Source organism: Shewanella subflava (genome assembly GCF_025971955.1).
GTDB classification, from domain to species: Bacteria; Pseudomonadota; Gammaproteobacteria; order Enterobacterales; family Shewanellaceae; genus Shewanella; species Shewanella subflava.
This window is the reverse complement of sequence record NZ_JAPDMX010000031.1, coordinates 21,022-41,122: the sequence shown is the minus strand read 5'-3', so window position 1 is coordinate 41,122 and position 20,101 is coordinate 21,022. Positions and strand designations below refer to the sequence as shown.

At 41.5% G+C, this 20,101-nt stretch carries 14 protein-coding genes; 10 read left to right on the top strand and 4 right to left on the bottom strand.

Annotated features, from left to right (window positions below):
* Positions 1-539: 539 nt before the first annotated feature.
* Positions 540-1,829, bottom strand: coding sequence for an alpha/beta hydrolase (locus tag OHT75_RS15525; protein ID WP_264728272.1), 1,290 nt, complete (start codon positions 1,827-1,829; stop codon positions 540-542).
* A 164-nt stretch (positions 1,830-1,993) separates the two neighbouring features.
* On the opposite strand from OHT75_RS15525, the gene OHT75_RS15520 reads away from it, so the two are divergent.
* The 8 genes from OHT75_RS15520 to OHT75_RS15485 all read left to right on the top strand — a co-directional run bounded on the left by OHT75_RS15520 (position 1,994) and on the right by OHT75_RS15485 (position 12,899).
* Positions 1,994-2,638, top strand: a complete 645-nt coding sequence (locus tag OHT75_RS15520; protein WP_264728271.1) for an MBL fold metallo-hydrolase — start codon at positions 1,994-1,996, stop codon at positions 2,636-2,638.
* A gap of 117 nt (positions 2,639-2,755) precedes the next feature.
* Positions 2,756-3,955 carry an XdhC family protein gene (locus OHT75_RS15515; protein ID WP_264728269.1) on the top strand — a complete coding sequence of 400 codons (1,200 nt, stop codon included), beginning with the start codon at positions 2,756-2,758 and terminating at the stop codon, positions 3,953-3,955.
* Positions 3,955-4,650, top strand: a complete 696-nt coding sequence (locus OHT75_RS15510; protein ID WP_264728267.1) for a nucleotidyltransferase family protein — start codon at positions 3,955-3,957, stop codon at positions 4,648-4,650. Before OHT75_RS15515 ends, OHT75_RS15510 begins: the two co-directional genes overlap by 1 nt.
* 3 nt (positions 4,651-4,653) lie before the next feature.
* Positions 4,654-5,118, top strand: coding sequence for a (2Fe-2S)-binding protein (locus OHT75_RS15505; RefSeq protein WP_264728265.1), 465 nt, complete (start codon positions 4,654-4,656; stop codon positions 5,116-5,118).
* A gap of 1 nt (position 5,119) precedes the next feature.
* Positions 5,120-7,363 carry a xanthine dehydrogenase family protein molybdopterin-binding subunit gene (locus OHT75_RS15500; protein WP_264728262.1) on the top strand — a complete coding sequence of 748 codons (2,244 nt, stop codon included), beginning with the start codon at positions 5,120-5,122 and terminating at the stop codon, positions 7,361-7,363.
* A 494-nt stretch (positions 7,364-7,857) separates the two neighbouring features.
* On the top strand, positions 7,858-10,692 hold the full coding sequence (locus OHT75_RS15495; protein ID WP_264728260.1) for a xanthine dehydrogenase family protein molybdopterin-binding subunit: 2,835 nt from the start codon (positions 7,858-7,860) through the stop codon (positions 10,690-10,692).
* Positions 10,689-11,219, top strand: a complete 531-nt coding sequence (locus OHT75_RS15490; protein ID WP_264728258.1) for a (2Fe-2S)-binding protein — start codon at positions 10,689-10,691, stop codon at positions 11,217-11,219. The genes OHT75_RS15495 and OHT75_RS15490 overlap by 4 nt, the downstream gene beginning before the upstream one ends.
* A 237-nt stretch (positions 11,220-11,456) precedes the next feature.
* Complete coding sequence (locus OHT75_RS15485; protein WP_264728256.1) at positions 11,457-12,899, top strand: methyl-accepting chemotaxis protein; 1,443 nt, start codon at positions 11,457-11,459, stop codon at positions 12,897-12,899.
* 299 nt (positions 12,900-13,198) lie between these two features.
* Here the strand turns inward: OHT75_RS15485 and OHT75_RS15480 are convergent, their stop codons facing one another.
* Positions 13,199-13,909 carry an SIMPL domain-containing protein gene (locus tag OHT75_RS15480; protein ID WP_264728254.1) on the bottom strand — a complete coding sequence of 237 codons (711 nt, stop codon included), beginning with the start codon at positions 13,907-13,909 and terminating at the stop codon, positions 13,199-13,201.
* A gap of 116 nt (positions 13,910-14,025) precedes the next feature.
* On the opposite strand from OHT75_RS15480, the gene OHT75_RS15475 reads away from it, so the two are divergent.
* Positions 14,026-15,246, top strand: coding sequence for an HD-GYP domain-containing protein (locus OHT75_RS15475; RefSeq protein ID WP_264728253.1), 1,221 nt, complete (start codon positions 14,026-14,028; stop codon positions 15,244-15,246).
* A 94-nt stretch (positions 15,247-15,340) separates the two neighbouring features.
* Here OHT75_RS15475 and OHT75_RS15470 read toward each other — a convergent pair whose 3' ends face one another.
* Together OHT75_RS15470 and ppsR are read right to left on the bottom strand one after the other, a co-directional pair.
* Positions 15,341-16,408: a 3-deoxy-7-phosphoheptulonate synthase gene (locus OHT75_RS15470; protein ID WP_264728251.1), complete on the bottom strand. Its 1,068-nt coding sequence runs from the start codon at positions 16,406-16,408 to the stop codon at positions 15,341-15,343.
* A 241-nt stretch (positions 16,409-16,649) separates the two neighbouring features.
* Positions 16,650-17,462 (bottom strand): posphoenolpyruvate synthetase regulatory kinase/phosphorylase PpsR, encoded by an 813-nt coding sequence (gene ppsR / locus OHT75_RS15465; RefSeq protein WP_188839898.1) that lies wholly within the window; start codon positions 17,460-17,462, stop codon positions 16,650-16,652.
* Positions 17,463-17,589: 127 nt separating this feature from the next.
* Here ppsR and ppsA point away from each other — a divergent pair, with 127 nt between their 5' ends.
* Complete coding sequence (gene ppsA, locus OHT75_RS15460) at positions 17,590-19,959, top strand: phosphoenolpyruvate synthase (protein ID WP_264728249.1); 2,370 nt, start codon at positions 17,590-17,592, stop codon at positions 19,957-19,959.
* Positions 19,960-20,101: the final 142 nt, after the last annotated feature.

The window sequence follows — 20,101 nt, the reverse complement described above, 5'->3', positions numbered from 1 at the left end:
AGTGCATTATTCATTAACAAAGAAAATACGCTCCACTAAGCTGTAAAAAATGCGTTGTGGCTATAGTCAAATTAACCGATAAATTGACCACGCTCCGTCACATTAAATAAGCGCTTAGCAATAGCGAAGCAAAAATGCATGATAACCAGAAAGATTGTGATGAAAAGTCATTATTCTACAATCTGAAAGTGTAACCTCGTTATCGAGTGTGCTCAAACGCTAGTATTAGTGGTTATTTATTAACATTGGTACTAACATTGGTACTAACATTGGTACTAACATTGGTATTAACTTCAGCTGACGTTAGTCAATAAAAAAAAGGTAAACCAATTCGGTTTACCTGCATACGGGAAAGGTTTAAAAGTTAAAATGATGGGTCAAATATCATTGATTAAACACATAGATGTATAAAAGAGTGTGTAGAACAGTTACATCGTACAATCTATTACTTAAATGACGATTAATCAGATATTAAGTAGGTTAGATTACGGTTAATTAATTCACTTTTTGTTAATCATGATACTTGGGGCAGATCAAGATTAACGTAAACATTGACCACGATTCAATTTGATTAATTTATCCAAAATATACTCACCATCCATACGGATACCATTGTGTTCATATTCTGACGTTAACCAGTATTTTAAGTTTGCAACCTGTTTTGCGGTTTCTAAGCTATATTGCATTTCAACAAACATATCTTCGCTGTAAATTGCCGCGGCCAGTGGCACTTTGTTGTTGGCCAGTTGCGCTAAATTATACAGTGCTGGCCAATCTTTTTTGGCGGCCAAAATGTCTGCCGCAGCGTTTAAGGGTTGCAGCCCTTCAAATTGATTAAACATCCACGGATAAATCATTTCACCGGTAAATAATAACGGTTTGTTTGGCTGATAGTGAAATTCAGGATAGTGGTCACGTACTCGATGAGCAGCCCATTTAGAGGCGTGTTGTTGGCAATAGATTGACTCATGCAATAGCGCAAAAATGGGGTTGGTGTTGTAATCTAAAAATTGGCTAAATTGATGTAAGAATAACGGATTAACCTCAATGCCATGGCGAGTGTTGATAAGCGCTTGCTCTAATAAATAATAAACGGCTTCAGGGCCTTGTTCCATGCCGAGATTAATGCCCAGTAATTGGAACATTTCAACCGTGAGTTGCTCTCCAGTGGCTAAATACACTTTATGTTCATATAAGTGTTGAGCTATGTTATCTACCAGTGTTCTTGCATCGGCAAAACGTTTAAAAAAATCGGCATTTTTGGCCAGTACTCTTTGGTATGTTGCCTGATACACTTCATCCGCGCTGCGAGTTAAAGACGGAATCCCACCAGTGATATAGGCTTCTTTTACACCTTCAGGTGCAGCGGATAAGTAATGTAATACGCAAAATCCCCCAAAGCTTTGGCCTAAAATAGTCCAAGGCTCGTTTGCTGACAATTTGGTGCGAATGAGCTCTGCGTCACGAATAATATTATCAGCACGGAAGTGGCTTAAATATTCAGCTTGCTGGCTAGCATTTAAATAGCTTAATGAGACTGCATTGACGGGCGTTGACAGCCCTGTTCCGCGTTGATCAAGCAATAAAACGCGGTATTCCTGTAAAGCGCGTTTTATCCAGCCGCTGTTATTGATAGGTCTTGCTGCACCAAACCCAGGACCACCTTGAAAAAACACCAAGTAGGGTAATGCTTTATGTTGGTTTTCGACACTGACAATTTCACGGGCAAATATGGAAATTTGTTCACTGGGACTTTGTTGATAATCTAGCGGGACTGAAAAGGTGTGTTTGTGTACGATAATGTCACTTAAGGTCTGGGAAATATTCATATAAGCTTTTGGTTATTGATTTTGGGATGATTGTATGTGGCTGTCTTGTTTATCACAATCAGTCTGGTGGATTAAATTTAAGTAAATTGGTATCAAGATCAAGTTAGCAAAGGTAAAATTAGCTAATAATAAAATGTTAATAATTGCATTTAGGAGTGTTTTTTATGAAGTATCAAATCATACCGGTTACCCCGTTTCAGCAAAATTGTAGTGTGATTTGGTGTGAAACTACCCTTAAAGCTGCGGTTGTTGACCCAGGTGGCGATATTGAACGTGTGTTAACTGAAGTGAATAAACTTGGTCTAACGGTTGAAAAAATATTGTTAACCCATGGCCACATTGACCATGTTGGCGGTGCCCAAAAACTTTCGCAGCAATTAAATGTGCCCATTGTTGGCCCCCATATTGCGGATAAGTTCTGGTTAGACAGCTTACCTAAGCAAAGTCAGAACTTTGGCTTTCCTGCGGTTGAAGTGTTTGAACCTACAAAGTATTTAGATGAAGGTGAAGAGGTGAGCGTTGGTGAGCAGTCTTTAGGCGTGATCCATTGCCCAGGCCATACCCCGGGACATGTTGTGTTTTATTCAGAAGTGTCAGGTCTTGCTTGGGTCGGTGATGTGCTTTTTAGAAGCTCGATTGGTCGTACTGATTTTCCGCAATCAAATCATCAAGATTTAGTTAAATCCATTACCCAAAAACTTTGGCCTTTAGGTAACCATGTGCGTTTTATTCCAGGCCATGGACCCATGTCTACATTTGCTGAAGAACGTGAACATAACCCGTTTGTCGCCGATCAGTTGCTGGGTTAGCAGTGGATTATCAGGATCTTAATCTTATACTCATTGTATATTAACCCTGCTTAGGCTTCTCATCCTTGGTGCACTCTGTTAGGTTAACTAAACATAATAGAATGACTTGGGTTATGCATGCGTCAACATTTGGTCGATTTATTAGATGTCTGGCAAGCTGATTATCAAGATGATTGGGTTGTTGCGATCCTTACTCATGTGCAAGGTTCTTCTTATCGAAAACCGGGTGCGATGATGTTTTTTCACCCATTAGGTAAAAGCCTTGGCATGTTAAGCGGTGGATGTTTAGAAGCGGATTTACGTCGCCATGCCCAGCGCGCGATTCAATCTCAGCAAGTCATTCAACTCACTTATGATGCTACCGATGAGTCTGATACTAGTTATCAATTAGGTTGCGGTGGCATCGTTAACATCATGATGTTGCCGCTTATCTCTGCTAATCATTACCTTGGATTACAGAAACTTTACCATGATCTCAATAGTGGCAAGTCGGGTGAGTTTGAAATTGATATTGTCAATCACGGCACATCAGCAGCAAGGGTGAAAGCTCGGTGGCGGGTAAAAGCTAAAGCGGAACAAATTAACAAAACAACTTATATTGCAGCGAAATTCAATCCCTCTAAATCGTTAGTCATCCCAGAAAGTGATCCCCAAGATGTAGCTGCAGACTCTCATGGTGATGCGCCTTCTTCTATTGAGTTATCAAAGCGTAAAGCAATAAATCCTCACCTCAATCAGGCTCAATATGTTGAAGCTATCCAAACGAAGACAAAAATTGCCGCGCAAAGTGATTCAGCGGAATGTGAAGGGCATTTAATTATCCCCATTTCTCCTCCCATACATTTGGGGATTTTTGGTGGTGGCCTTGATGCAGAGCCTATAGCCCAAATGGCGCAAACCTTAGGCTGGAAAGTCACCATTTTTGATGAGCGCACAGCTTACGCACGCCAATATGATTTTCCCAGTGCCAATATTATGAAAATGCCTTGCGATGTTGTTAATGCTGACGTTTATCAAAGCTTAGATGCGGCATTTGTGATGAATCATAATGTTAATTTAGATGCAAAAGCATTGAAGCAATTGGTTAGGTTTGACCTTGGCTATATAGCATTACTTGGGCCGGTTCATCGTCGAGATAAAGTATTACAGTTAGCGCAATTGTGTTTGACCGATTTTAGCGGCTATTTTTCAGCTCCTGCTGGTTTAGCATTGGGGGGGGAATTACCCAGCTCAGTGGGGTTGAGTATTTTGGCTCAGTGCCATGGCATATTGCACGGTAGCAATACCATCAGTTTAGACAAAGTGATGCTGAAATAATGAAATCCAACCAAGCTCTCTTATCTATTGATAATCCTCACAAGAAGCTGGTGGCGGTGATTTTAGCTGCGGGTGAAAGTCGACGTTTTGGCGGGATCAAGCAGTTGGCCGCGTTAGGAGCTAGCCAGCTTATGCTTGCTCATACACTCGATGCGGTCAAGCAAATGCAGAGTATGATTCATCAGCAATGTGCTGCGGATGAGTCATTACATATCATCCAGACCAAAATCGCCCTTGTATTAGGTAGGCATCAACAGCAAATTACCTCTCATCCCTCTTTAATGACTCCACTAAAAGGTGTTGATGTGATTCATAATCATCAGTGGCAACAGGGATTATCAAGCTCTGTCCATTGTGCGGTACATTTTGCCCAAAGCGAACAAGCAGATGCATTAATGTTAGTGTTAGCGGATCAAGTTGCGGTGAAATCAGATGATTACCTTGCAATTTGGCAAACATTTATCGATAAAAAACAAACAACCTGTGCATTTTATCAGCAGGATGTGGGGGTTCCAGCTATATTTTTAAAGGACGATTTTAAGCCGTTATTGGCGTTAACCGGTGACGTAGGTGCTAAAAAAATATTAAGAAGCAAGCAGCAAACGAATCGCTTAGTGTGTGTCGACCTACCGCAAGCAAGTATTGATATTGATACCCAAGCCGATCTCACCATGTGGTTGGCAAACAAGGAGTAACAAATGACCATTCCCACCCAAACATTACTGGTTAATGGTAAAAACTTTACCATTAACGCTGACCCGAATATGCCTGTGTTATGGGTATTGCGTGACATTATAGGATTAAGTGGCACGAAATTCGGTTGTGGTTCCGGTCTTTGCGGTGCTTGCACTATTCATGTCGATGGCGCACCAATGCGCGGCTGTTTAACCAGCTTGAAACATGTTGTTGGTAAGCAGGTGACCACGATTGAGGGCGTTGAGGCTGAGCGGTTAAAGGAAAAGTGGGCCGAGCATAACGTCCCGCAATGCGGTTATTGTCAAGCAGGGCAAATAATGTCAGCAGCCGCTTTGTTAGCCAAAACTCCTCAACCGACAGATGGCCAAATTGACGAGGCGATGTCGGGTAACATTTGTCGCTGCGGCACTTATCCAAGGATTAAGGCTGCGATTAAAGCTGCCGTTACCGAAAATGCGGAGGCTTAACATGACAACATTTACAGCTGTTGAAAATATCAGTCGACGCAATGTGTTAAAACTATTTGGCGCCGCGGGTGGTGGTTTAGCTTTGGGCGCAACAGGGCTCGCGTGGAGCCCTATGGCACTGGCGCAAGACAAGCAAGCCATGATGAATCTTTTTATCGCCATAGGTGAAGATAATAAAGTGTATTTAACCTGCCATAGATCTGAAATGGGTCAGGGGATCCGCACTGGTATTTCGCAGGTTTTAGCTGATGAATTAGAAGCAGATTGGGATAATGTCGTCGTTATTCAAGGTTTAGCGGACAAGCGCTATGGTAGTCAAAATACCGATGGTAGTCGCAGTATTCGTAAGCATTATACTCGTATGCGTCAAATGGGTGCGCTCGCGCGTACCATGCTTGAACAAACCGCGGCGGCTAAGTGGCAAGTGCCAGTGTCTGAAGTCTATGCCAAATCAAGTAAGGTATTTCATAAAGGCTCAAATAAAAGTCTGACATTTGGCGAGTTAGCGATAGATGCGGGTAAACAAACCGTCCCGGCAATTGAGTCACTCTCGTTAAAGTCGGACAATGATTTTACCCATATTGGCCAGTCCAAAACCATTGTAGATATGCAAGACATGCTCAATGGCAAAGCTATTTATGGATTTGACATCAAGTTAGATGGCATGGTGTATGCCAGTATTAGCCGACCACCCGTATTAGGCAGTGATGTGGCGAGTCTTGATGACAGTGAAGCTCGTAAAGTGGTTGGTGTTATTGATGTTATTCAATTGCCTGTTCCTAAAGGGGCTCCTGTATTTCAAGCGCTGGGTGGTGTTGCTGTTATTGCAACCAACACTTGGAGTGCTATGCAAGGGCGAAAGGCACTCAAAGTGAGCTGGACGGCTTCAGTTAATGATCGCCATGACACCGACAAATATATGGCTGAATTAGTGGATAAAGTGAAACAGCCGGGTAAAGTGATGCGTCAACTAGGCGATAGCGTTAAAAATTGGCCAAAGCAGTCCACTGTCAATGCCGTGTATACCGTGCCTTATCTGACCCATGCAATGATGGAGCCCCCGGTTGCTACCGCGAATGTGACCGCACAAGGGTGCGAACTGTGGTCATCCACTCAAACACCACAAAGTACGCAGCAAACTGTCGCAGCGCTATTGGGGCTAAAAGAAGATAATGTCAAAGTAAACGTCACTTTATTAGGCGGCGGTTTTGGGCGTAAATCAAAACCTGACTATAGTGTTGAAGCGGCTATGTTGTCACAACGTCTTAATTTGCCTGTTAAAGTGTCTTGGACTCGTGAAGATGAAATCCAACACGGTTATTATCACGCTATCAGTTCGCAATTTTACCAAGCCAAGTTTGATGACAACAATAAAGTTGATGCGCTATTGGCACGAACCGGATTCCCGTCTATTAGTTCAACCTTTGCTGAAGGGGTTGATATGCCCTCAGCAGGTGAGTTGGATCTTGGCTTTACCGATGTGCCATTAGCACTACCTCAAATTCGATTGGAAGCTGTGAAAGCGGTTGCCCGTACTCGCATCGGTTGGATGCGCTCAGTGTGTAATATTCAGCATGCTTTTGGTATTGGCAGTTTTGTTGATGAGTTAGCCGTAAAAGCCAACAAACCGTGCATTCAAATGTGGCGTGAAATGCTTGGTGCAGACCGTAAAGAAACCTTTGCCGACCAAGGTTTTAGCTATGGCAATTACGGTGAAGAACTCGCTGATCATCCCGTTGATGTGGCGCGATATCACCACCTTTTGGATATAATGGAAGCCACGTTAGCCAAACAGCCTAAAGTGACTAAAAATCAAGGCTGGGGATTTGCCATTCATCGCAGTTTTGTCAGTTATGTTGCCGTGGCAACTTTAGTGGAAGTAGTGGATAACCAATTACAGGTTTTGAAATCGATAGCCGCTATTGATGCTGGTTTAGTGGTTAACCCTGATAGGGTGAAATCACAAACCGAAGGCGCGATAATTTTTGGGTTAAGTTTAGCCATGATGGGGGAAATTAGCTTTAAAAATGGCAAGGTTACCCAGTCAAACTTCCATGATTATCCTTTACTTAGATTGCCACAATGTCCCGATATTGAAGTGATATTAGTTGAGTCAAATGCCAAACCAGCAGGTGTCGGTGAGCCTGGTGTTCCACCGGTAGCGCCAAGTTTAACCAATGCAATTTTTGCCGCGACGGGAACTCGATATCGTGACTTACCGTTAAATAAGGTGCTGTCTGTTTAAGGAAAAACTTGAATGACAGGGGAGTAGTCATCGGTGGTCATTAGCGCCAGTTGACGGTCGCGTTTGTGCCACAAAAGCTTCAAGGTGGGGGGGCTAAAAACGTTTTATGGTTTTGGAATGGTCTTTTTCCAAGCTGACTGGGCATAAATACGCTCTGATGTATTTAAATTAAACGTTTTTAATTATGTTCATGGTAATACATAAATGCTCCTTTTAGTTTGAAGAATACACGATAACAGTGCTGGATTTTTAGATTGCAAAATAATGACTTATCTTAAAAGTCTGCCTTGTTACCATGCAATTTTCATCTGCGATTTCTGAACATTTATTTACTTTGATGGTTGTTAAATATTCAACCTGTGAAAATTATCCGCCCTAATGGATAAAATACTTGTGACGTAAAAAAGTGATTATTCTGATTGGATGGTTGAAATTTATGCTATTGTTTTTGAAGTAAAAACAGTGATGTTGGTTAAGGGTAAATGGAGACACGTATGAAGGATTGGGCTTTATCCCGCCGGGATTTTATTAAAAAATGTGTAATAGGTGGGGTGACTGTTTACAGTGCACCTATGTTATTTAAGCCAGATATAGCGATTGCCGCGGGTGTAAAAGAGTCTTTGGCACAAAGTTGGTATCAAGAGGGTAAACCAGCGTTTCGATTTGATGCCATCGAAAAAATTACTGGGCAAAAAATTTATGGCCGTGATTATCGAGCGGTTGATATTCCTTCATGGCCAGATACGCAGCACCATGCTTTTATCATTAGGGCCCATATTGCCAACAAAGTGTATCTTGGACTTGATTTAGACCTGATCCCAGCAGATATAAAACCCTACAAAATCATTACAGCGGAAGATCTTAAAAATAATGCACTCACTTTGCCGCCATTTTATGGCGATAACATGTTGCTGGATGTTGGCAAAGTCCCAGACTACTTAGGGCATGAATTGGCTATTCTGCTATTTGACAAATTTGAAGATTTTATGAAAGCCAAACTGCTGCTGCAATTTCATGAAAAATTTGTCAAATACGGCGATGATATCGTTCCTTATACCGCATTATCGCGACCCCCTTACGCAGCCTGGCGTATCATTCGTCAAGAATCCGCTCAAGGTGTGGCGGGTGAAGATCAATACAGCACATTCAGCCATGGGCAGTTTTTTCCACAATACAAAGGCCAAAAACTCGAATGGCCAAAAGCAATAAGTGACAGTAAAGATGTGGGCGAAAGAGGCATGTTTTTAGCCAATGCACTTCGTCAGGATATGGCTGAAAATAATGATTGGTTTGTATTAGATAAACATTATCAAACTCAATCAATAGAACCTATGATGCTTGAACCTGAAGCATTTAATGGATTTTATGACAAGAAAAGTCAAACTCTGCATGTGGTCATTACCACCCAATCACCGCAGGATTTTTTTCAACAGGCGGGTAAGGTGCTTGCACAAAGTCCATTAACAAAAGGCATTACTAATTTGGTTGTGCATTCACCTTATATCGGTGGTGGCTTTGGTGCAAAAGATCATACTATTTTTCCTTATTATGGCGTAATAGCATCACTTTTTGCGACAGCACCTGTGCGCTTAGCTAATAATCGATTTGAGCAATTTCAATCCGGTTTAAAACGTCATCCCTTTAGCATTTCAAGTAAACTGGCGTTCGACAAATACACCCTTAAAATAAAAGGGTTTGTGTCAGATATTGAAGTTGATGGTGGAGGACGAGAAAACTTCTCTGCTTCTGTGACTTCCGTAGGCGCTAGCGCAAGTCAGGGCATTTATTATATCCCTCGAAATGATATTCAAGCATGGTGTTTACCTTCACATTTGCCTACCGCGGGGTCAATGCGAGGTTATGGCTCATTACAAACTATGGCAGCAATGGAAATGATGATGAATGAGGCGGCAGACGCATTAGATGTTGACCCATTCAAACTCCGCCGAGCCAATGCCATGGTGGATGGTGATAAAAATACCCAAGGTGCCACGCCGCTGGGGAAAATCCGTTATTTAGAAATGTTAGATTTAGCTGAAAAACACCCTATTTGGCAGCAACGACATGCTAATAAAGTAAAGTTTGATAAAGCTAACCCTGATAAATCATTTGGTGTTGGATTTGGATTTGTCAGTAAAGATTATGGCACTGGCGCTAATGCCCCTTCGGCCTATGCGGGTGTCACCCCTGAAGGTAAGCTTATTGTAAAAATATTTTCGGTTGAAATGGGAACGGGGACTGATACATCACAAGCATCATTAGTGGCTGATTATTTAGGCAAAGCGGCTGACTCAGTTGAAATTGCCCAAATTAAACTCTTTGAAGCCTTGGAGCTTTATGAGGATGATAACCCCTACATTATGAGCCAAGAGCACCAGGATAAAATGGCCAAGGATCCTCGTTGGACACCTGTTGTGGTTTCGGCATCGTCTGCTAGCCAATCTGCCTTTTTTCAAAGTCATGCTACTAAACATGCAGCAAAAATATTATTTGAAGAGTCTTTATTTCCCGCGGCTAAAGCTATTTGGCAAGAAGCGGGCACGAGTACCGAGACAATATTAATTGAGCATGCTCAATGGCAAAATGGACAGTTGACCCTAGCCGGATTTGCGCCGATTGATTTTAGTTTACTGTGTAAAAAAGCGCATTCATTGGGCTTAGTGACAGGGGTGATGACCCATGCATTTAATCGTTGGGAGTGGGCTGATGGTGATTTTAAAATTAACACCCAACTCAAAAATTACCCATTAGATGCCATTGCTGTTGAATACGGCATAGGTGCCAGTAAAGCCACTAAAGCCACACTCAATAAACAAGGTTTTAAAGTCATTCCAAGGCAATCTGTGCGCTATCCCAAAGTACAACTTAATAGTGCAATGGTTCGTTACTATACCCCCTGTTTAACTATGGTTGAAATTGCTGTTCATAAGGTTTCAGGGGTTGTTGACATTTTACAAAGTCACACTTGGATTGAACCCGGAAAAGTACATGTTAAACAATTAGTTGAAGGGCAAATAGAAGGTGGACTCACTATGGGCGTGGGTCATGTGCTGCATGAGTATTTACCCGCGGATGAAACGGGAGCAGGGAATGGTGAATGGAATATTGATCGCTACAAAGTGCCGTTTGCTAAAGATAATGGTGTCTGGAATATTAATTACACTATGTTACCTGCGATTGCAGGTAGCGATGAATCAAAAGGTCTTGCTGAAGTGGTAATGATACCCATTGTTCCTGCAGTGGTTGAGGCTATATATCAAGCCACTAAAAAACGTTTTTACCATTTGCCAATCACGCCCAAAGACATTATCGAGGCCCTAAAAAAATGAGTATATTAAATTTAACCATAAACGGTAAACCTTATGGTCCATTTGATGTAGAACCCGGTATGCCGATGATTAACTTTTTACATGAATACGTTAATTTGACCGGTACTAAATTTGGTTGTGGTGAAGGAGTTTGCCATGCCTGTGTCGTGATTATTGATAATGATGATGGTACATCGACCACTCATAGAACCTGCATTTCAAATGTGATGTTATTTAATAATCAGCGTGTAAGAACTATTGAGGGCCATGCGGAAAAAAATAAGGTAGGCGAAATCATTGCGCTTCATCCGGTACAAGATGCATTCATTAAAAATTTCTCGTTTCAATGTGGCTGGTGCGCGCCGGGTTTTACCAATGAAACAGTGGCATTGATGGAAAAACTGAAGAAGCAACCTATTGCTAAAGACCAAGTGGAAACCGTGATCGAAGAAACCTTAGGTGATCATGTTTGTCGTTGCACGGGTTATGTAAAGTATTTTAATGCGGCTAAAGAGTTAATCCTAACAACAAAAGGGCTCACCATTTAGGGAGTAATTTTCTCTGTAAGACTAAACCTAAAACTGTGAGCCAATCGACTCACGTTTATGCTAGTCTGGTCGATAATAAAAGCCTAAGTGTTAAGGGGCAGCACTTAGGCTTTATTTGTTTTAAAAGGCGTATTGGACTGTTGAAAAATAACTCGCTACGCAGCGTAAAGTAAAAAAATAATACACTATACTTTGGTTCAGCTTTTTTAGTTGAATAATAATTACTAGGGAAATCTTATGAAACAAATTCAGTTTCGTAAAGTCGATGCCATGCTGATCAAACTCAGTTTGAACGGTAAATTTTGGGTGATTTGCTCATTAGTCACACTCATAACACTTGCTATAGCAGTGTTGAATCAACAACATAATCAAAAAGTCATTCAAGCTGGCTCGATGGCTCAAGTCACCGCCAGTGTGCAGGCATTTGCAGCGGCAGCAACTCAGCAACAATTAACTTCGGAACAATTAGATCAATTTGCTCGTGATAACCAGTTGTCATTGGTATCACGTTCCGCGTCAATTCGTCAGGGCGATATGATTACCGCTACTGCGCCAATGGGGAATGAGTATTTATCGTTAACCCAAAATGTAGCGCAATGGGAAGCCACTCAATCTGATAGCAGTCTATTTTGGTATGCCTTATTAGGTTTATTGCCATTATTTCAATTGTGCTACTGGATCTCGACTTCATTAGGCGGTGGCTTATGGGACATGTATGTTGCGATTAAGCGTTTAGCAGACGGGAACTTAACTCAACGTCTTAATTTTTTCGGTTCTGATGATTTTAGCTTGATAGCGAAAGAGATTGACCGTTGCGCTGATAATATGAGTGAGATGGTTACCGCGATTGGTGAAAATGCTAAAACCTTAGCTATGGCCGCAAGCACATTTAGCCAACAAGCCACTACCAATGATGAATTAATCAAACAACAACATCATTTTTTAGATTCAGTTTCACATTCAATGGAGCAAATGACGGCGGCCATTTCAGATGTGTCTCATCATGCTTCCACTACGTCTGGTCATACAAAAGAAAATGCTAATCAGGTCAATGAAAGTCGTAAGAAAATTAAAGATGCTGAACAACGTATCAGTTTTTTAACGGCGAGAATTTCAGACGCATTCGCATCCGTCGAGCAGCTATCTAAAGATGCGACTCAAATTAATGCTGTGGTGACCACCATTAATGGTATTTCTGAACAAACTAACTTATTAGCGTTAAATGCGGCAATTGAAGCGGCCCGAGCCGGTGAGCAAGGTCGAGGCTTTGCTGTGGTTGCTGATGAAGTGCGCACGCTTGCTGGCAGAACACAAAAAGCAACAGTTGAAATTCAAACCATGATTGAAGGGTTACAAAAAGGCTCATCTAAGTTAACACAAATTACCAATGAAATTGTCGAACAAGCCGATGAGGGGAGTGCCAGTATCACGGCCGTGGGTGAAGAAATCACTCATATGGCTGACTCAATCAATGCGGTTTTTGATATGAGCAGTCAAATTGCTGCTTCAGCTGAAGAACAAAGCGTGGCTTCTGCCGATATTGTATCGCAAGTCAATGAAGTCAGAAGTCAATCAAATACTATTTTAGCCAATGCGGATCAGGCTCTGGTGATCGCTAAAGATTTAAATGTGTCCTCTAAGGGGCTAAGTCAGATATTAACTCAGTATCGAACAGCTTAAAGTATGCGATAAGTGTGTAAAGCTCTGGTATTAAGAGCTTTTTTTCAGCCCATAAACCATCTACTTCAGTAGGTGATTATCATTAATTAGGCTTTGCCTGAAGTATGTTCAATAGCTGATTAACTCAAGTGATACGTGAGTTTTGCTAATGGTGCGGTACAAGCTTTTAAATCAGGGATGATTTAGTAGAAGCCTATAGGGATATATTTACGGCGTCTTGTTAACGCACGGTAGGAAAGCTCCTCTTTAGGGAGTGATATCAAAGCTACCTTCTTCAGAAGGTGGCTTCTTTACATCTATTAATCGGCTAAGTAGTAAGCAATGGTTGATACCACTCTTACGCGTTTGATGTGTGGATTATTCTTATCACGATCGTCTATAGAAAATTGACCTTGGGAGGCACTTTTAATTTTACCGAGTCTGCTATTGGAATCCGATGCAAACTTTTCGGCAACCATACGGGCATTCATGGTGGATTGCTCAATCATCTGCGGTTTGACATCGTTTAAACGGCTAAAAATATATTCAACTTGAGCGTTGTAATCATTTTGACTAAAGACAATGCCTCTTTTACCCAATTCGGTGATTTTAGGCATAGCATCACGCACTAATTGAATACTACTTGAATAAACCGTGATGGTTTGTAGCGCAGTATATCGATATTCAAAGTCTTGTTGTCCGCCATATTGCTGTGCCAATTTGTCGTTAATTTTTGGGGATGAAAAACTGATTTCATTGGCGGCGATATTTTGTGAAGCTAAAAAACCGATAATTTGTTGTGTTTGTTCATCAATTTGATTGTATAAATTTTCAAGATTGTTGCCTGCAGCGGTAAATTGAATGGGCCAAATAACAATGTCTGCTGGGAATTCCGCTTCTGCAAGCCCTTTAACCGTGACATTGCGATCATAGGTTTTTACTTCTAACAATGCCTGTTTTACGAGTAAGCCCATAATAGTAAAGCTGATAACTAACATAATGCCTAGGATCGCTGCGCTGGATTTTTGCATCTTTGCTCCTTCAATGATTAATTAACTTCACGTTGAAACACTAATCAAATTTTATTCAATTGTGATTTAAATATATCGAGCTAATATTGTTCTGTACAGGTATCAAAGGATTGAACATGCCAGTAACCATAATCCAGCAAGGTCACAACTCAATCAAATTTGTGTTTACTTCGGCGAACTCCCATTGGCGAAAGATCATTTTCGAGCGGGTGTTCACTGTGTTATCCCTCTTGTTTTTTCCGGTTTATATCAGCAGTGTTTACCTGTGTATTAGTATTAAACACTGGGAACTAGTGATATTCGATACCTTTATTTACGGTCTATTCTTATGTGTCACGTTTGGCAAGTTTATTTCTTTAAAGGTAAGGTTTTTCATTGGCTGCACGATGACTTACATTATTGGTTTGGCCTATTTATATGTGCTTGGGCCAACGGGTGCAGGACTTTTTTGGTTATTTATATTCCCACTTTTAAGCTGCGCGCTACTGAATACTAAATCGGGTTATATTGCGCAGATTATCAATTTTTTGACACTTTCCATTGTTGGAATTTGTTATTTTTACCATTGGTTATCTTGGCCTCATATTGAGGGATATTCATTTTTTATATGGTGTGTTATTGGTTTAATTTTTATGGCGACCAATATTTGTGCCATGTTGATTTGTGGTTATTTACTGTCGATTACAGAAAAAAAATTAACTCACACACTTAATTCTCGTTACGCATTAGTCGTGGGATTAGCGGTGGCATTAGAAGGACATAACCCTGATGTTCAGCAGCATATTCATCGTGTTGCCATGTACCTAAAAATGTTAGCAGAACAAGTCTCTCATTCAGCACCTTATGAAAAAGATGGGCTGGCTGATATTGATAATTTAATGCTTGCCGGCATGTTACATGATGTCGGAATGCAACATATGTCAGATGAATTATTGTGTATCGAGCATTCGCTATCATTGGATGACTACGAAGAGATAAAGCGTCATTGTGCTTTGGGTGCAAATGTCATAAAAGAGATGCTAGGTTATGATCGCAGCTGCCAGATGTTGTCTATGGCGAAGGATATGGCTTTGTACCACCATGAAAATTGGGATGGTACTGGCTATCCGCAAAATATTGTCGGCTCGTTGATCCCTTTAAGTGCACGGATGATGCGCTTAGTCGATGTTTATGATGGCATGACAAGCCCAAGGCACTATAAAGAGACCAGTGGGCATCAGGCGGCGGTAGCCTTTATTACTCAACAATCAGGAAAGTTATTTGATGCAAATCTTGTGCGGGCTTTCTTATTGGTAGAGAAAGACTTTGCTAAACTGAACCCGAAGACAACAGCTTGATTGTTATAAGTGTTTTAACGTTGGCTGAATAGTTTGGTAATTGAAAATAAAAAACCAGCATGAGATGCTGGTTTTTTGCTAAAGCCGTTAACACTTATTGATTAGCAAGCTTTGCTTTACGATCCCGTGATGCTTGAGCAAGATCGCGTAATAACTTCTCTGAATCTTCCCAATGTAAACAGGCATCAGTAATACTCTGCCCATAAGTTAAAGGTTGACCAGCAATCACTTGTTGGTTGCCTTCAATCATAAAACTTTCTGCCATAATACCTGCAACCGCAGTTGAGCCGTCACGAAGTTGGGCCATTATGCTGTCGGCCACATTGAGCTGGTTTTTATGTTTTTTCTGGCTGTTGCCATGGCTAAAGTCGACCACAATACGTTGACTTACTCCGACAGCTTCTAATTGCTGACGGACAATTTCGATATCCGCGGCTTCATAATTCGGCTGCTTACCACCCCGTAAAATGATGTGGCCATAAGGGTTACCGTGAGTTCGGTAAACCGCCATCGCACCATCTTTATCCGGAGAATAAAAAATGTGTGGCACTTGAGCAGCACGAACAGCATCAACAGCAATATTGATATTGCCATCGGTGCCGTTTTTAAATCCAACAGGGCATGACAAGGCAGACGCCATTTCTCGGTGGATTTGGCTTTCTGTGGTGCGAGCGCCAATTGCGCCCCAGGTGATCAAGTCAGCAATATATTGGCCGTTGACCATGTCTAAAAACTCAGTCGCAATTGGTAGCTTTAATTCAGTTATTTGCTGTAACAACTGACGCGCCATGCGTAAGCCTTTATTTGGACTAAAGCTGCCGTCTAAATCTGGATCTGAAATTAAGCCTTTCCAGCCCACAATGGTGCGAGGTTTTTCAAAGTAAACCCGCATTAAAATACATAAATCATCTTTTAATTCATGGTGCAGGGCAGATAAGCGCTGCGCGTATTCTAATGCCGCTTTAGTATCATGTATTGAACAAGGTCCAATAATGACTAATAAACGCTGGTCTTCACCAGAAATAATAGCTTCTACTTCTCTGCGCTGCTGCACAAGATAATCGGCAGCATCCTGAGTAAGCGGATATTCAGACGCAAGTTGTGCGGGTGAAATTACTTTACATAAAAGGGATGTACGTAGTTCGTCTGTTTTAATGGTCATTCATCTTACCGCTAAATCGTGAGGTGCTTATTCGCATCATAATGTGGGCGATTATAACCCCAAATATGCAGGCTTTGCGAGTTTCAAGGCTAACTTGTACTTGAAAATAATCGATTAACTCAATTGATTAATTTATATAGGTACAAATAAAGTGAGGGGGGACGTTTATTTTACTAACCCTTAAAGTTGAAAATAAACGCCATAAGCACTCAATAAGATTGTTCAAATATCGGAACAGACTTTAGAACATGTGACGTTCTAGTCCGGTGACATCTAATATTTTGGTGGCGATTTCTTCTACCGAATGATTCGTGGTATTCACAAAGGGGATGCGTTCTTTTTTGTAAAGCATTTCAACCTCTTTAACCTCTATCCGGCACTGCCGGAGCGATGAGTAACGGCTATTTTCCATCCGGCTCTGACGAATTTCATGTAATCGCATCGGATCAATCGTCAAACCGAATAATTTCGATTTGTTTCGCTTTAACGCATCAGGCAATTTGAGGTTGTCCATGTCATCTTCGGTAAAGGGGTAATTGGCGGCTTTAATACCAAATTGCATTGATAAATAGAGACTTGATGGCGTTTTTCCACAACGCGAAACCCCTAATAAAATGATATCGGCTTTGTCCATATGCTTCATGGTTTGGCCATCATCGTTTTCCATTGAGAAGTTAATCGCATCTATTCGCGCTTCATAACTGTGGTTGGCTTTACCATGGGTACGATGCAAAACAGGTTTAGCTTCAACCCCCAAATGTTGTTCTAATGGCGCAACAAAGGTATTTAAAAAGTCATAATCCATGCCTTCAGAGGAATAAATGACATTGCGAATATCCGGGTTTACGATGGAATGAAATACCAGTGGCCTTTCACCTGTTGTAATAAAACAATCATTTATTTGCTGTTTTACTTTTTCTGCACGCTGTAACGTTTCAACGAACGGAATGGTAAGTGCTTCAAATTGAATAGGAAATTGAGAAAGCACTGCATGACCAAAAACCTCTGCTGTGATCGCCGTCCCATCTGAGATATAAAATACTTTTGGTGCCATTATGACCTCTTGTAGTAATAAAATTACAAATAAAATTATAGATTTACGCGTGTTATTGGGGAGTGTAGAATGCCCTTGCCCTCATGTGAAGTGGCCACTGAAATAAAAAACTTGCGGAGATAAAACTGTGCAGCAATACGTACTCTGGTATCAAGAATTAGGCATGGGTGATGTAAACAAGGTTGGCGGTAAAAACGCATCCCTTGGAGAGATGATAAGTAATCTTGCCAATGCAGGCGTTCAAGTACCTGGTGGTTTTGCAACTACCTCTCATGCGTTTAATGAATTCCTCGAGCAAAGTGGCGTAAATCAAAAAATTTACGATCTTTTAGAAACCTTAGATGTAGACGATGTAACCGCGCTAGCGAAAGCCGGTGCACAGATCAGACAATGGGTTATTGAAACCCCATTTCATCCAGAATTTGAAGCCGCAGTGCGTGAAGCCTATGAAAAATTAGCCAGCGAAACCTCAGATGCTTCATTTGCTGTACGTTCATCAGCTACTGCTGAAGACATGCCAGACGCTTCATTTGCGGGTCAGCAAGAAACTTTCCTAAACGTTAAGGGTTACGATGCCGTTATTTTAGCGATTAAGCACGTATTTGCTTCGCTATTTAATGACCGTGCTATTTCTTATCGTGTTCACCAAGGTTATGAACACCAAGGTGTCGCTTTATCGGCTGGCGTTCAGCGCATGGTTCGTTCAGATAAAGCTGCATCGGGCGTGATGTTCACCATGGACACTGAATCAGGTAATAACGACGTTGTGTTTATCACGTCTTCATTCGGTTTAGGTGAAATGGTCGTACAAGGTGCCGTTAACCCTGATGAGTTTTATGTTCATAAACCGATTTTAGCGCAAGGGCACCAAGCCGTTGTGCGCCGTAATATCGGCAGCAAGTTAATTCAAATGGTTTACTCTGACGATGCGTCGCACGGTAAGCAAGTTAAGATTGAAGACGTGTCTGTAGAGCAAAGACGTTTATTCTCAATCGATGATACTGAAGTGATGGAACTGGCTAAGCAAGCCGTCATTATCGAAAAGCATTATGGTCGTCCGATGGACATCGAATGGGCCAAAGACGGTAACGATGGTAAGCTTTATATTGTTCAAGCACGTCCAGAAACCGTACGTAGCCGTGAAGATGTGCAGTTAATTGAACGTTACCATTTAAAAACCAAAGGTGATGTGATCTGTGAAGGTCGTGCCATTGGTCATAAAATTGGTAGCGGTGTCGCTAAAGTATTAGCATCAATTGAAGACATGGATCAAATCCAACCTGGTGATGTGCTCATTACAGACATGACGGACCCAGACTGGGAACCAATCATGAAACGTGCCAGTGCCATTGTGACTAACCGTGGTGGCCGTACTTGCCATGCGGCAATTATTGCCCGTGAATTAGGTGTCCCAGCGGTTGTAGGTTGTGGCAATGTGACAGATTTAGTTAAACATGGTGAAGTGGTTACCGTGTCATGTGCCGAAGGCGATACGGGTATCATTTATTCGGGTAAACAAGAGTTTGAAGTTGTCACCAACCGTGTTGACGCATTACCTGACTTACCGATGAAAATCATGATGAACGTGGGTAACCCTGATCGCGCATTTGATTTTGCTCGTTTGCCAAATGAAGGTGTGGGTCTTGCCCGTTTAGAGTTTATTATCAACCGTATGATTGGTATTCACCCTAAAGCATTACTTGAATTCAATCAGCAAGATGCTGCGTTGCAAACCGAAATTAACGAGATGATTGCAGGCTATGAATCGCCAGTTGAATTTTATATTGCCCGTCTAGTTGAAGGTATTGCGACTATTGCTTCTGCTTTTTACCCCAAAAAAGTGATTGTACGTATGTCAGACTTCAAGTCTAACGAGTACGCAAACTTAGTTGGTGGTGAACATTATGAGCCAGAAGAAGAAAACCCAATGTTGGGCTTCCGTGGTGCAAGCCGTTACATCTCTGAATCATTCCGCGATTGTTTCGCGCTAGAGTGTGAAGCGATTAAACGTGTTCGTAACCAAATGGGCTTAACTAACGTGGAAGTGATGATCCCATTCGTACGTACTTTAGGCGAAGCGTCACAGGTAATCGAGCTGCTTAAAGAGCAAGGTTTAGAGCGTGGTAAAGATGGTTTGCGCGTGATTATGATGTGTGAATTACCGTCAAATGCCATTCTTGCTGAGCAGTTCCTCGAGTACTTTGACGGTTTTTCAATTGGTTCAAACGATTTAACCCAGTTAACGTTAGGCTTAGATCGTGACTCAGGCATTATTAGCCACTTGTTTGATGAGCGTAATGAAGCGGTTAAAGCACTATTAGCGATGGCGATTAAAGCCGCTAAAGCCAAAGGAGCTTATGTTGGTATATGTGGTCAAGGCCCATCTGACCATGCAGATTTTGCTCAATGGTTAGTTGAACAAGGTATTGATACCGTATCGTTAAACCCAGATACTGTGATTGATACTTGGTTGTACTTAGCCAAAGAACACGCTTAATCAATTCAACTTGTTAAAGTACGTGCTTTGAATGCGATTAAGCATTTAAGTTAATTTCAGAACACGTATTTTTATCAACTTGTTATAAAAGCCGCTTTTTAGCGGCTTTTTTTTGTTTATAATGGCGGTAACTCAAAATCAA

What these genes read in the sequence shown, in the direction of transcription:
- OHT75_RS15475 (WP_264728253.1), top strand. Translation starts at nt 14,026, where the DNA reads ATGCCAGTAACCATAATCCAGCAAGGTCACAACTCAATCAAATTTGTG.
- OHT75_RS15470 (WP_264728251.1), bottom strand. Translation starts at nt 16,408, where the DNA reads ATGACCATTAAAACAGACGAACTACGTACATCCCTTTTATGTAAAGTA.
- OHT75_RS15485 (WP_264728256.1), top strand. Translation starts at nt 11,457, where the DNA reads ATGAAACAAATTCAGTTTCGTAAAGTCGATGCCATGCTGATCAAACTC.
- OHT75_RS15480 (WP_264728254.1), bottom strand. Translation starts at nt 13,909, where the DNA reads ATGCAAAAATCCAGCGCAGCGATCCTAGGCATTATGTTAGTTATCAGC.
- OHT75_RS15505 (WP_264728265.1), top strand. Translation starts at nt 4,654, where the DNA reads ATGACCATTCCCACCCAAACATTACTGGTTAATGGTAAAAACTTTACC.
- OHT75_RS15510 (WP_264728267.1), top strand. Translation starts at nt 3,955, where the DNA reads ATGAAATCCAACCAAGCTCTCTTATCTATTGATAATCCTCACAAGAAG.
- OHT75_RS15500 (WP_264728262.1), top strand. Translation starts at nt 5,120, where the DNA reads ATGACAACATTTACAGCTGTTGAAAATATCAGTCGACGCAATGTGTTA.
- OHT75_RS15515 (WP_264728269.1), top strand. Translation starts at nt 2,756, where the DNA reads ATGCGTCAACATTTGGTCGATTTATTAGATGTCTGGCAAGCTGATTAT.
- OHT75_RS15525 (WP_264728272.1), bottom strand. Translation starts at nt 1,829, where the DNA reads ATGAATATTTCCCAGACCTTAAGTGACATTATCGTACACAAACACACC.
- ppsR (WP_188839898.1), bottom strand. Translation starts at nt 17,462, where the DNA reads ATGGCACCAAAAGTATTTTATATCTCAGATGGGACGGCGATCACAGCA.
- OHT75_RS15520 (WP_264728271.1), top strand. Translation starts at nt 1,994, where the DNA reads ATGAAGTATCAAATCATACCGGTTACCCCGTTTCAGCAAAATTGTAGT.
- OHT75_RS15490 (WP_264728258.1), top strand. Translation starts at nt 10,689, where the DNA reads ATGAGTATATTAAATTTAACCATAAACGGTAAACCTTATGGTCCATTT.
- OHT75_RS15495 (WP_264728260.1), top strand. Translation starts at nt 7,858, where the DNA reads ATGAAGGATTGGGCTTTATCCCGCCGGGATTTTATTAAAAAATGTGTA.